Origin of the sequence: Tsukamurella sp. DT100 (assembly GCF_049844855.1) — a bacterium.
GTDB lineage: Bacteria > Actinomycetota > Actinomycetes > Mycobacteriales > Mycobacteriaceae > Tsukamurella.
The window spans coordinates 1-11,667 of record NZ_JBNCLV010000003.1; the positions used below are offsets into that span (position 1 = coordinate 1).

Here is an 11,667-nt window from a genome sequence, read left to right on the forward strand (position 1 = left end):
TAGGCACGATGGCCATCCTTCCAGGCCCACCCCTCGGGCAAGCCAGATCAGATGTCACCTATCGGTGCAGCAGTCCCTCCCCCTGCACTAGGGTAGCCTCACGTTCGTTGAAATGGCCGCTGACCAGCGTTTAGTCTGGCCGCTGTGACGAACAGGGACGGGATCGCCGACACCGCGACAGAACGCTCAGGACACGACGGTGAGCCGCACAGCGGCGCAGTCGGGAGCAAGCTGAATTGGCTCCGAGCCGGAGTCCTCGGAGCCAACGATGGCCTGCTCTCCACCGCGGGATTGGTGATCGGCGTCGCCGCAACCGCCGCCACCCCCGGAGCCATTCTGGTCGCCGGCGTCGCCGGACTGTCAGCAGGCGCATCAGCAATGGCCCTCGGTGAATACGTATCCGTGAGCACCCAGCGTGACACCGAGAAGGCGTGGATCGCGAAAGAGCAACGGGAACTTCTGGAGCAGCCGGAAGAGGAGTTCGACGAACTCGTCGGCCTCTACACCGCCAAGGGACTGAGCGAGGCGACCGCCCGGCAGGTCGCCACTGAACTCACTGCCGCCGACCCCTTGCGTGCTCATCTCGACATCGAGTTGGGTATCGACCAGGAAGAACTGACCAATCCCCTGGCAGCGGCGTTATCGTCAGCGGTCGCGTTCAGCCTCGGCGCGCTCATCCCCATCGCAGCCTCCCTGATCGCCTGGCACCGCATGCTCTGGATCGTGCTCGCCGTCGCAGTCGGACTCGCCGTCACCGGCTACGCCTCAGCCGCGCTCGGCGGCGCCAACCGCCGCACAGCGGTCATCAGGCTCCTCGTCGGCGGCGCAGCCGCCATGGCCATCACCTACGCGATCGGCCGACTCCTCGGAACCACAAGCCTCACCTAAACCAAGATCCGCCACCGCAGCGCGCCGCAGCCCGATAACCCGATCGTCAAATGCCTGACCACACCATCGCCGCGCCCGAATGCCCTGCAATCACCACCCCGACGATCCCACCGACGGCAACAAGAACAGACAGAACACCGAGCGCGATTGCGCCCACCCGCCCACGAAGAGCGGCCATCACCGGAACCTTCCGATGAACCCACGAACTAGAACCGGCCCACACCATCACCGCAAGAACGAACAAGGCAATAGACCACAAGAACGTGACTGTCCCCTGCGTCGAGTGATCCTCGATCTGCGCGCGCATCGAAGCCATCGCCAGCCGCTTCTCTAACCGCTCCCCCGACTCCTTCGCCAGATAGCAGCCGATCACCGCAGCAAGCGCAAGGACCGGGAGAACCAAGCCCGCGCGGTCGCAGGCCCGAGCCGACCATGCGCAGACCACCAGTAACAGAGCTGCAAGCGGCACCAACACCACAGCACCGTGAACGAACAAGGGATGCGCCGGAATCCCGGCGATATCAGTGAACACACCGAAACAATGCCACCCGATCCTGCCAATCCACTGTCAACGAAGCCGGAACTCACCAGAGCGCGTGCACGAGGCTCGAGGCGAACACCCCGTACCACGGGCGAGGACTCGGAAGCGTGGAGCCCCCTGACGAGGACCACGAGTTGCGAGCGACGGCCCACCTCCTACCCGCCCTCATTCATCGTGTCATGCACTACAGATGACTCTGTAGCGAACAATGCAGCGGCGGAGCATCACACCGATCGAGACAGTCCCTCTGAATGGGCGCCGAGGTTCGACGCGTACCTGCTGGTTTCGTGCGATGATGCTGCGCCGCCATCGTCGACAGGCTGACCTTCTGCGGGAACATCATCGAATCCGGCACCGACTCTTACCGCCTCGCCCACACCCGGAACCGTCTCGCTGGGGGAGCCGCAACGCCCGCCGAGTGACGCTCAAATTCATGAACATTCCAAGGCAGATCCTGCCCCGGATGGCGCTCAAATTCGTGAACAAGTGATGCTGACCCTCACGAACCTAGCCACCCGACCGGTAGCCGGAAGCTCTCTGTTGACGACGTTCGTCAGTAACCCGCAACGCTAGGGGATTCGAACCCCTGACCCTCGCCTTGCAAAGGCGATGCTCTACCAACTGAGCTGAGCCCCCGTATTCGGATGCGCACCCGCTAACGGGCTCCGTCCTACCGTCAAGCTACGACCGTGTGGTGGACATGCCCACCACAACATCCCTGCTGGCCAACCCCTCACCGGACCCGTCAGCTATAGATAATCTCCGGATGCATCTGGTCCGCGTCGACATCGCCGCCCGCGTCAGCGCCCTGATCGCCGAGCTGGCCAGCCGATAGGCACGCCGCTGCGAGCTGGCCGGTGACCACGACTGCGCCCGGTCAGCAGGAGTTGTCCTCGCGAGGACTGGGATCGAGGAGCTCGCCGGAGAGTTCACCGATGACCCGGCGGAGGTTGCCCAGTTCGTCGATCCCTGCGGTCGTGGCAGTGTAGACGCGGCGGACGCGGCCATCGACGGTCTGCTCCTGCGAGGTCAGTAGCCCGGCGTCCTCGAGCCGTTGCAGCAGTGGGTAGAGGGTGCCCGGTGAGATGCGGTATCCGTGGTGGGCGAGTTCGTCGGTCATCCACGCGCCGTAGACCCCACCGTTTTCGGCGGCATGGTGCAGGACGTGGACGGGAACGACTCCGCGGAGTAGGTCACGTACCAGGTCCATATCGGTCGACGATACCGAAACCGGGACCGTTCACCGGGCCTGCATCTGCCGGCGTGCGCCGTAGACGAGGGCGCCGAGGGCGATGACTGCGGCGCCGGTCAACACCGAAGGCAGTGGCAGCGTGAACGCCAGCACGACACAACCGGTTGCGCCGACGATCGGGATCAGCCGACGGGGGCGGCCTTCAGAATTGCTGAGCATCCAGGCCGAGGCGTTGGCGATGCAGTAGTAGGCCAGTACCCCGAACGAGGAGAAGCCGATCGCGCCACGCACGTCCACGGTGGTGGCGAGAACGGCGACGACCACGCCGACGGCGATCTCGGCGTGATGCGGCACCCCGAACTTCGGGTGCACGGCTGCCAGCGCTTCCGGGAGGTGCCGATCGCGCGCCATCGCCAAGGTGGTGCGGGACACGCCCAGGATCAGTGACAGCAACGACCCCAAGGCAGCGATCGCGCCACCGACACTGACCAGCGCGACGATCCCCGGGACGCCGGCCACGCGAGCGACGTCGGTCAGCGGCGCCGCTGAGGCGGCCATCTGCTCCGGGCCCAGGACCGCCAGTGCCGTCGTCGCCACCACCGCGTACACCACGAGCGTGATCGCCAACGCGATCGGAATCGCCCGCGGGATCGTGCGCTGCGGATCACGCACCTCCTCACCGAGGGTCGCGATCCGCGCGTACCCAGCGAACGCGAAGAACAACAGGCCCGCGGCCTGCAATACCCCGTACACCGACACCGGCGAGGAGATCGCCAGCCGCTCGGCATGCAGCGATCCGGACCCGCTCGCCGACACCACCACCGCGGCGAGCACGGCCAGCACCACCGCCACGATCACCCGGGTCAGCAACGCCGACTTCTGCACCCCGCGATAGTTGACCGCCGTTAACGCCACCACCGCGCCGACAGCGACGGCACGCGCGTGCTCCGGCCACGCGTACGCGCCGACCGTCAAGGCCATCGCCGCACACGAGGCGGTCTTGCCGACCACGAAGCTCCACCCGGCCAGATACCCCCAGAATGCGCCCAAGCGCTCACGCCCGTACACGTACGTACCGCCGGACTGCGGGTACCGCGCGGCCAACCGCGCTGACGAGACCGCGTTGCAGTACGCGACCACCGCGGCGACAGCGAGGCCGATCAGCAACGCTGAACCAGCCGCGGACGCCGCCGGCGCCAACGCGGCGAAGATCCCCGCGCCGATCATCGACCCCAAACCGATGACCACCGCGTCACCGACGCCGAGTCTTCGTTGCAGCGCAGCCTGTTCGGACACCGATCCTCCTCAGTCGTGACCTACCAACCTCGAGAACGGTAGTCGATATCGAAATCCGATACCAGGTCGGTGGTGGTACGCCGATGCGGTGTTCATGCAGCGTTCACGCTCGGCGGCAGTTTCGGCCGGATCCAGCCAGGCCGGGTTGCGGTCGGGGGTGTGGACCGCCGGTGTGCCGGGGCTGGCAGGCTCAGACCATGACAGAGGACCTGACCGAGGCTGCACTGGAGCGGATCCGCGCTCGTTTTCTTCCGGGCGCGTACCCCTCGCTCGACATCCGAAGCGGCTGGTACCAGCTGATCATCGACCTCGACCACGAGCTCAGCGCCATCGACCCCGACTACCAGCTGGTGCAGGTCAAGGAGAAGTTCGGCGGCCTGCGCTACTACGTCGAGTTCGAGCCCGACAAGTCCCGGCCCGGCTTCAACGATCTGATCCGGGCGGCCGAGCGGCGATCGGAGCGGACCTGTGAGGAGTGCGGCGCGCAGGGTGCGCCTTCGCACCGCGGGAGCTGGGCCAGGACACTGTGCGCAGCCGATGCAGCGGCGAGCGGTTTCGTCCCCGACGCCGCTGCGACCGACTAACGAGCACCGCCCCTTTGCGGCGGTTCAGTGTTCGGCGCCGCCGATGACCCGCTGCATCGGCACCGTCACCTCGTGATCGGCGAGCGTGAGCGTGATGCCAACCTCACGCACACCGGCGGCCAGGAGGCGCCGCTGGAGTGCCTCGAGCACTACGGCGGCCGACGTGCCGCCATGGGGCCCGATCAGAGGTTCCGTCGCGGCCACGGCGCTGTCGAGGGCCTGTACGGCCGCGCGGTAGCGGCGGTCGATCAGGCTCATCTCGTCGACGATCGCATCCACACGTGTCCGTAGCTGCGGATCGGACAGGATCTGGGTCAACCGGTCATTGCCGGAGACGAACTGCGCAGCCTCGTCGCTTCTGGCCATATCCGTCAGTATTTACCCCCCCAGGGGCCGGGATCGGGGGTGGACAAGCCCACGCCGCGCCAAGGATCATCGACCGCGTGAACGAGGCCGCCACCGACACCGACGACTCTGACGGCGCAGGCTCTCTGCTCGACCAGCTCGTTGGGCCCTTCTACGACGCGGACGGGGTCACCAGCTACCTCACGGTCACAGACGCTGAACTGAGCGCGATGGTCGCCGCCGACCACGTGATCGCGGTGCCGCTCGCCGCCGGCACGCCGGTATTCCCGGCCTGGCAGTTCCGCCCCGACCGGCGGGTTGACGAGCAGTTGCTCGCTGTCTGGCGTGCATTGCGCGGTGCGGCTGATCCGTGGACCGCGGCGTGCTGGATGTGCGCGCCGTCCCGAGACCTCGATGGCGAGACGGCGATCGCCTTTCTCACCGACCGGGCCCGGAGAGCTGATCGCCTGCAGACGGTGCTGGCCCGGGCAGCCGAGGACTGCGCCCGTTGGTTGCAGTAGCTGATCGGGCCGGCAGTGCCGGAGGGTGGCGGTCAGTCCGGTGAGAGGTCGTCGATCTCACCGTGCAGCCGGGCGATGGTGCCCTCGAGGTGCTTGATTTGCCGGGTCAGCTCGGCGATCTTGGCGTCCTTGTGACGCAGTCGCAGGTGCATTCCTGCGATCACCCCGGCATCGGGGTCGGCCGCTGGCTGCGGCACGGCCGCGGCTGAGCCGTCAGCGGGACGATCCGGCGCGGCGCTCCGGCGTTGCCGGTGGATCTTCTCGAGCAACTTCTTATGCCGGTAGACGGTGGCGCGGGCCAGTCCGGCCCGCCGGGCGACGGCCGCGACGCTGATGGCCTCACCGTCGCGGCGCATCTGCTTGAGCGCCTTCTCGATGCTGCGCTTGGACTCCTCAGATCGGAATGCGGCACTGGCGGCGAGCGCGGTGAGCGAGGCTTCGTTGGCCGTCACAGGCTGCCCGCCTGACCTACGGCATCGTCGCCGTCCTCGCAAGCGTCGTTGACGGTGCCGCGATCGGTGTCGATCCCGGGGGAAGCGGCGCGCAGCGCCGATTCGTGGGTTCCGCGGGTCTGGATCTGCAGGATCGGTAGCCGGTCGCGGGCGCCGGCGCCGGTCACCGTCGCGGTGCTCGCCGGGGACGAGACCGGCGATGCGTCATCCTCCGGTGCGGTCAGGCGGGTGATGATCTGCTCGAGGGAATGCAGCTCTCGCAGCCGCTGGTGCACCCAGATGTTGTCATCGGTCAGCGTCCGGCCGGTCCGAGCGTGGAACTGCTCGCGGCGGACCTGCAGCAGGGCCGTGGTGGCGGCGTGCTGCGAGCGCAGCTCATCGAGGTGCGAGAGGTCGGTGGCGAAGTGCCCACAGGTCAGGCAGGCGTTGCCCTTGTCGCAGGTCTTCACTGGCGGCAGCAAGCACACACCGTTGGGCAGGATCCGGTCGGTGCGCTTGGACAGCTGCGTCATGTCGTAGATGTCGCTGGGGCTGAGTGCGATATCGATGCCGCTGGCGCCGATCTTCTTGTGTTTGAGGAACTCCGCCTCCGACGTCGCGGCCAGCGTGGCAGCGTACCGGAGTGTCATTTCCGGGCTCTTGTGCCCGAGGTAGCGCTGCACCACGTGCAGTGGCACGCCGTCGTTGAGCAGCTCGGTGGCGCGGGTGTGCCGCAGTCGATGGGTCTGGGTGAACCGTAGGGGCCGCCCGGCGCCGTCGGTGATGCCGTGAATCCGGTCGAGCTTGCTCAGGGCCGTCCGGTAGCTGTTGTAGGGGCGGTGCCGGCGGCCCTGGTGGTGATCGCGCAGCGGCACGAACAGGTACCGCGGCGACCAGTCCGGGTGCTCAGCGGCGAGCCAGGCCCGCTGCTCGGCGATCACGTTGACCACGGCCTGCTCGATCAGGATCGTCGGGATGACGCCGTCGACCTTGGTCTGCTGGTACCGCAACTTCGCCACGAACACCGCGTCATCGTCACCGCCAGCCCTCTCGGTGACCCCGTCACTTACCTCGCCGCCGACCCCATCGGTAACCCTGTCACTGACCCGGTCGGTAACCCCGTCGGCGAACCCGTTGCTGGACCCGCCGCCTGTCCCGTTCGGGTGTCCACTGTCCGTACCGGCACCGGGCGCGGCGCCGGCGGCAGGTCGCTCGAACCCTGGGATCGGCTCGATCGGGTCGAGGTCGAGCATGAGGATCTCCGAGGCCCGCCGTCCGGTGAGGGCTTGCAACAGCCAGATTCGGGCCGCCTGCGGATCGCCCAGGCCGGCGATGAGCGAGACCGCCCCGTCGGGATGGGTGATGGTCACGTGCCGGCCGCGATCGGCGGCAAGGACATCGAGGTAGCACAGCATCTGCTGCAGCTCCCCGGTGCTGTACCAGGTCAGTTCCCGGTTCCGCGGCGCGGCGCGGCGGCGGAACGCCGACCCCCACAGCCGGGTGTGTGCGGGCCCGACCGCGCCCCAGCGGGCGATACCGGTGGCGGCGGCCGCCTCGTCGGCGTGGTCGACCATGAAGGTGTAGAACACCTGCGTCTGCGACACGGTCGCCTCGATCGCCGTGCCGGTCAGCCGCCGGTCCGGGCGGGCTGACGCTTCTGGGCTCCGCAGCCACGCCGCGAAGTCGGTGAAGACCATCCGCAACTGGGCGGGATCGTCGGCGAGGACCGGATCGGTCAGGTGCCCGGTCGCGGTGAGGAACCGCCCCAGGTGCCTGGCCGCCATCCTCGAGCGTTCCACCGCCGAGGACCAGCGCAGTAGCTCGGCGGTGATGGACACCCGCAACCAGAACCGCACCCCTTCGCGCAGCCATACCGGTTCGATGCCGCCCAGGCGTGCGGCCATGTCGTGGCTGGGTTCGTGCTCACGTTGGGGGATCCGCGGATCGACCCGCAGGTCCCAGATGTCGTGCTCCCACCAGCTGCGGTCGGTGCACCGCACCGACAGGTACAGGTGCAGGTGCTCGATCAGGTGCGTGATGCTGCGGCGCGTGTTCAGCGGCGGCAGCCGCTTGTTGCGGGTCTGATATGCGAGCAGGGCGTGACGCAGCAGCATCGAGGAGCTCATGTCGGTGATCGACTCCGGGGCGTGCCCGTGCTCACGGGTGTGGCTCTGGCAGGCCAGGGAGATCGCCTCGCAGCACCAGCGCAGGTAGGCCGGTTCGATCTTGCCGATCTGGTCGGTGGCACACAGCCACACGAACCATGCGACCTCGCGGCCGAACCTCGGCGGGCAGTCCGCCGGGGTGAAGTCCAGCCGCCTGCCGAGGTACCGCGAGTTCTGCCGGAACACCTCCCGGTGCTCTGGTGAGTCGATCTGGTAGATCGGCTCGCGCCATGCTGCCGGGACGAGGGCTGCTTGCGCCTGCCAGGTGAATGCGGTGGCCGCGGCGGCGGACAGTCGCGGGGCCCGCCCGGGTTCAGTCATTGTGCAGCCCTTTCCATCCGGCGACGTAGCTGCGCCATTGCGCGATCGAGCGCATTTCGGCGTCCTCGGTGACCCATCCGTACGTCGACAGGGTGGTCTGCACGTCCGCGTGGCCGAGACGGCGCATCACGACATGAGGCGCGACACCGGAGAGCAGTAACGCGGTGGCGTGGGTGTGCCGTAACCAGTGCGGTGTCCATCCCGGCTGCAGCACCTGCTGCGCCGGGCCTCCATGGCCACCATCGGTGGCATGGCTGTTGCAGCGGCGGGTGACCGACCGGACTGCCGAGTAGACCGTCTCCGGGCGCATCGGCGCGAACCGTGTCCCGTGTGTGAGGTTGACGAACACGAAATGCGTGGTGAAATCAGGCACGTCGAGGTCGGCGCCGTCGTCGATCAGCGCCCACACGTACTCCGAGTAGAGCGCGGCCAGGTCGTCGCCGACGTAGATCCGCCGCGGCCCGGTCTTGCAGCGCACCTCGTGGGGGTGGTCCTGGCGGCCGGCGACTTCGACCCAGGGGGTACCGCCGCCGCCGATGTGGAAGTCGTGATGCCGCAACGACAACGCCTCACCCAGGCGCATGCCGGTCTCAGCCAGGACCGCGAACAGTAGCCGGTTCCGCAGCCCAGTGCCACCGCCGGACCAGCTGGTGCCGTCGTGCGTGGCGCAGGCGTTGAGGATCGCGGCGACCTCCCGGGGCAGCAGCACCGGGGTGGCGGCCCGGTTGGGTTGCCGGACCCGGTAGATCGGGTGATCGGCGCTCTGGTGCGGGCCGACGCCGTCGAGGAACCCGATGTAGCGGGAGCGGCGCCGCCACTGCCCGTGCGAGGTGAACAGCTTCTCGTACGGGCCCAGTAGGTGGTGCGCGTCGGCCTGGAACCGGTAGAAGCTGAGCACCGCGGTCGCCCGTAGCTGCACCGTCGCGGTCGATGAGCCGCCGACGACCTCCGGGCCGATCTGCCGAGTTCCCGGCAGATCCCCGGTCCGCAGGAATGTCAGGAACTGCCCGAACAAGGTGGTGGGGAACTCGTCCCAGCGGTGCCCGCTGTGATCGAGCACCGTCCACCACAACGCCAATCCGGCCGCGTACGCGCGGACCGTGTTTGGTGACGCTGCGCTCGCCGTGAGGAACCGCAGGTACTCGCGGGCCGGCTTGATCGGCCGATCGAGGTCATCGACCACGACGTACGTGCCGGGTCGGTCTGAGTACCGCACCCGCTGTACCTTCGCCACCGCCCCGCACCTCCTCGCCCTGGCTCGCCTGGGGTCAGGCTCGCCGGGAACGCTGCTGGAACCGGCGGAAGTCGATCACATCGGCGGTACCGTCCCCGGCGCCGCGATCGCCGCCCCGCGAACCGGTGGTCGTTTCGACGGCCGGTACGGCCGGTGCCGCAGGCGATGCGCTGGTCGACGGCGCAGGGCGTTGCCCGACCAGGAAGTCCCCGAGAATGTCGCCGGGGAAGATCAGGTCGTAGGTCGACAGAAGCTGAGCGGACGGCACAGCAAAGCCGAGCTCGACCCATTTGCTCAGCAACCGGGGCCGTTCCACGGCGCGGTCATCCCAGCCCGGTTCAGTCCGGCCCCAAGTCCGACCGGTGTCGGGGTTCACCCGCTGGTAGAGCTGCTTCTGCAAGCTGCGGAACCGGTCGTCGTCGAGCATGCCACCGGTGTGCAGGTGCCGCAGCAGTGCGCCGATCGAGATGCCCCACTTCTGCTTGACCGGCACCAGCGACATCAACGACGGTGTCGGTGAGACCTCCTTGCGGATCTGCGCGAGAGGCGCAAGCAACTCGGACGCGAACCGTGAGGCCTGCTCCTCCTTGTCCTCGGTGACGTCACCGCTCCAATGCAAGCTCAGGTGGCCCAGCTCATGTGCGAGCGTCCACCGTGTCCGCTCCCACGACGTCGACTGCCGCACCACGATCAGCGGGCGTGCCTTGAACTCACCAACTCGCGTCGAGTACCCCAGGTGCTTCTCCGACGCGGCTCCACCGTCACCGTCGCGCAGTGTGGCGGCGGCGAGCATCCGCCGCATCACGATCGGCACACCCGCGTGCTCGATGTTGTGGGTGAGGTAGTCGATCGGCTCATCCCAGGCCACACCGAGCGCTTCACGCACCCGCGCCGCCGCTTCCGCGACAGGCGCCGACGGATCGACCATCGGGATCTTCACCGCCGGCAACTGCCACCGCGAGTGCAGCTCGTCGAGAAACTCCCCGACCATCGACGCGAAGTCCGCCAGATACTCCTGCTCAGTCTTCGTTGTCGACTGCGGCGCACGGAACAGCAAGTCCGACGCATGAATTCGCATCGGAGGCTCAGTAGTGAAGAACCGGGGCGGGAACCGCAGAATCGTCGTCAACGCCTCCAGCTCCGCCGTACTGATCTCGCCCGTGATCGACTTCTCCAGACGGGTCAACCGAGCCGCCGACGGCCATCCCAGCTCAGCTGCCAGTGACTTCGCGGTCATCTTCCGCATGATCCGGGCTTGACGCACCCGGCGTCCGTAAACGTTCACCGTCGCCTTCATTGCTCATCCGATTCAACGCTGCAGGTCCCCGCTGCATACCAGTTTCCCCCTGCTGTGACGGCTACGCAGGCGTAGGCGTGGGGTCCGGCGGCTCGTCGTCGCTGCCCGGGCCAGTGACCGGCGTCTCGAAGCTCCCGAAGTTGCCCGTGCTCTTGACGGGCGTTTCGTAGTGCGCGAAGTCGTCCGCCGGAGCGCCGCCGACCGGCTTCGGCCTTTCCTGCCCGTAGAACGGCGACTCCGTCGCCGGCGGGAACTCCACCAGCGCCAAGATCTCCGCACTGGCAGGGTTCTTCAAGCCGCGCACCACGGCCAGGTGAAGCGACTCCAACGTGGTGTTGTCCTTCGTTGACCACAACGCGTAAATGCCGTCGTGAACAGGCTCGGCCTCGTCGTCGCTGTCCTCGGCGGACGAATCGACCAGGCCCCAGTTCGTGAACAGGTTCATCTGTTTCGGCTGCAGACTGCCACTCGCGAGTGCTTTCTCCACCTCCGGCGGGAGTACGACGTCCCGGTCGACCGCCGCCTGCACATGCCTGGACAGGAATTTCCGCAGCCGAAACTCTGTGCCCAGGTTCATGAATACGGTGCCGCCGCCCTGCCCCCGGTTGCACTGCAGATTGATCCCCGGCTTGCCGTTGCGTTCCTTTTTCCAGATGTCGCGCATCATGTGCCGCACATCCGCGCAGAACGTCTCGCCGGACACCTCGGCTGGATCCGCGTGTCGCGCCGACCACATCTTCCCGACCTCGGTGATCGCCGCCGGCAGGTCGAGACGCACCGTCGCCAACGCGGGGCGATGCTGCTCGACGAATTTCTCGAGCGTCTTCTGAAGCTCCGCATGGAGTGCCATAG

Annotated in this window: 13 protein-coding genes, 1 tRNA gene and 1 pseudogene; 5 read left to right on the forward strand and 10 right to left on the reverse strand. The window is 67.5% G+C overall.

What is annotated here, in order from left to right:
• Nucleotides 1-144 precede the first annotated feature (144 nt).
• Nucleotides 145-888, forward strand: coding sequence for a VIT1/CCC1 transporter family protein (locus ACLQ3K_RS07140; RefSeq protein WP_295141368.1), 744 nt, complete (start codon nt 145-147; stop codon nt 886-888).
• A gap of 46 nt (nt 889-934) precedes the next feature.
• Here ACLQ3K_RS07140 and ACLQ3K_RS07145 read toward each other — a convergent pair whose 3' ends face one another.
• Nucleotides 935-1,420, reverse strand: a complete 486-nt coding sequence (locus ACLQ3K_RS07145) for a DUF2231 domain-containing protein (RefSeq protein ID WP_168547852.1) — start codon at nt 1,418-1,420, stop codon at nt 935-937.
• A 308-nt stretch (nt 1,421-1,728) separates the two neighbouring features.
• On the opposite strand from ACLQ3K_RS07145, the pseudogene ACLQ3K_RS07150 reads away from it, so the two are divergent.
• Nucleotides 1,729-1,851, forward strand: a pseudogene (locus tag ACLQ3K_RS07150) (IS21-like element helper ATPase IstB); the annotation flags it as partial.
• 148 nt (nt 1,852-1,999) lie between these two features.
• Here ACLQ3K_RS07150 and ACLQ3K_RS07155 read toward each other — a convergent pair.
• A tRNA-Ala gene (locus ACLQ3K_RS07155) sits at nt 2,000-2,057 on the reverse strand.
• Between the two features lie 72 nt (nt 2,058-2,129).
• On the opposite strand from ACLQ3K_RS07155, the gene ACLQ3K_RS07160 reads away from it, so the two are divergent.
• A complete protein-coding gene (locus tag ACLQ3K_RS07160) occupies nt 2,130-2,264 on the forward strand; it encodes a hypothetical protein (protein ID WP_425998157.1) in 135 nt (44 codons plus the stop codon).
• Nucleotides 2,265-2,306: 42 nt separating this feature from the next.
• Here ACLQ3K_RS07160 and ACLQ3K_RS07165 read toward each other — a convergent pair whose 3' ends face one another.
• Both ACLQ3K_RS07165 and ACLQ3K_RS07170 read right to left on the reverse strand, forming a co-directional pair.
• Nucleotides 2,307-2,639, reverse strand: coding sequence for a PadR family transcriptional regulator (locus tag ACLQ3K_RS07165; protein ID WP_168546431.1), 333 nt, complete (start codon nt 2,637-2,639; stop codon nt 2,307-2,309).
• A 30-nt stretch (nt 2,640-2,669) separates the two neighbouring features.
• Entirely contained in the window at nt 2,670-3,917 is a 1,248-nt protein-coding gene (locus tag ACLQ3K_RS07170; RefSeq protein WP_168546432.1) for an APC family permease, read from the reverse strand.
• Nucleotides 3,918-4,114: 197 nt separating this feature from the next.
• On the opposite strand from ACLQ3K_RS07170, the gene ACLQ3K_RS07175 reads away from it, so the two are divergent.
• The gene (locus ACLQ3K_RS07175) at nt 4,115-4,501 is read left to right on the forward strand and encodes a hypothetical protein (protein WP_168546433.1); all 387 of its coding nucleotides are present in this window, start codon (nt 4,115-4,117) and stop codon (nt 4,499-4,501) included.
• Between the two features lie 24 nt (nt 4,502-4,525).
• Here ACLQ3K_RS07175 and ACLQ3K_RS07180 read toward each other — a convergent pair whose 3' ends face one another.
• Nucleotides 4,526-4,867, reverse strand: coding sequence for a hypothetical protein (locus ACLQ3K_RS07180; RefSeq protein ID WP_168546434.1), 342 nt, complete (start codon nt 4,865-4,867; stop codon nt 4,526-4,528).
• A gap of 77 nt (nt 4,868-4,944) precedes the next feature.
• Between ACLQ3K_RS07180 and ACLQ3K_RS07185 the strand changes: the two genes are divergently transcribed.
• Complete coding sequence (locus ACLQ3K_RS07185) at nt 4,945-5,367, forward strand: hypothetical protein (RefSeq protein ID WP_168546435.1); 423 nt, start codon at nt 4,945-4,947, stop codon at nt 5,365-5,367.
• 32 nt (nt 5,368-5,399) lie between these two features.
• Here the strand turns inward: ACLQ3K_RS07185 and ACLQ3K_RS07190 are convergent, their stop codons facing one another.
• The 5 genes from ACLQ3K_RS07190 to ACLQ3K_RS07210 all read right to left on the reverse strand — a co-directional run bounded on the left by ACLQ3K_RS07190 (nt 5,400) and on the right by ACLQ3K_RS07210 (nt 11,665).
• Nucleotides 5,400-5,819, reverse strand: coding sequence for a DUF6262 family protein (locus tag ACLQ3K_RS07190; RefSeq protein WP_168546436.1), 420 nt, complete (start codon nt 5,817-5,819; stop codon nt 5,400-5,402).
• The gene (locus tag ACLQ3K_RS07195) at nt 5,816-8,284 is read right to left on the reverse strand and encodes a tyrosine-type recombinase/integrase (RefSeq protein ID WP_246207826.1); all 2,469 of its coding nucleotides are present in this window, start codon (nt 8,282-8,284) and stop codon (nt 5,816-5,818) included. The genes ACLQ3K_RS07190 and ACLQ3K_RS07195 overlap by 4 nt, the downstream gene beginning before the upstream one ends.
• Nucleotides 8,277-9,518, reverse strand: coding sequence for a tyrosine-type recombinase/integrase (locus ACLQ3K_RS07200; RefSeq protein WP_425998162.1), 1,242 nt, complete (start codon nt 9,516-9,518; stop codon nt 8,277-8,279). Before ACLQ3K_RS07200 ends, ACLQ3K_RS07195 begins: the two co-directional genes overlap by 8 nt.
• 34 nt (nt 9,519-9,552) lie before the next feature.
• Nucleotides 9,553-10,815, reverse strand: a complete 1,263-nt coding sequence (locus ACLQ3K_RS07205) for a helix-turn-helix domain-containing protein (protein WP_168546438.1) — start codon at nt 10,813-10,815, stop codon at nt 9,553-9,555.
• A gap of 61 nt (nt 10,816-10,876) precedes the next feature.
• Nucleotides 10,877-11,665: a hypothetical protein gene (locus ACLQ3K_RS07210; RefSeq protein ID WP_168546439.1), complete on the reverse strand. Its 789-nt coding sequence runs from the start codon at nt 11,663-11,665 to the stop codon at nt 10,877-10,879.
• Nucleotides 11,666-11,667 lie beyond the last annotated feature (2 nt).

Excerpts from the sequence above, each read along its gene's own strand:
- ACLQ3K_RS07160 (WP_425998157.1), top strand. The coding sequence starts at position 2,130 with ATGCCCACCACAACATCCCTGCTGGCCAACCCCTCACCGGACCCGTCA.
- ACLQ3K_RS07165 (WP_168546431.1), bottom strand. The coding sequence starts at position 2,639 with ATGGACCTGGTACGTGACCTACTCCGCGGAGTCGTTCCCGTCCACGTC.
- ACLQ3K_RS07175 (WP_168546433.1), top strand. The coding sequence starts at position 4,115 with ATGACAGAGGACCTGACCGAGGCTGCACTGGAGCGGATCCGCGCTCGT.
- ACLQ3K_RS07180 (WP_168546434.1), bottom strand. The coding sequence starts at position 4,867 with ATGGCCAGAAGCGACGAGGCTGCGCAGTTCGTCTCCGGCAATGACCGG.
- ACLQ3K_RS07195 (WP_246207826.1), bottom strand. The coding sequence starts at position 8,284 with ATGACTGAACCCGGGCGGGCCCCGCGACTGTCCGCCGCCGCGGCCACC.
- ACLQ3K_RS07205 (WP_168546438.1), bottom strand. The coding sequence starts at position 10,815 with ATGAAGGCGACGGTGAACGTTTACGGACGCCGGGTGCGTCAAGCCCGG.
- ACLQ3K_RS07210 (WP_168546439.1), bottom strand. The coding sequence starts at position 11,665 with ATGGCACTCCATGCGGAGCTTCAGAAGACGCTCGAGAAATTCGTCGAG.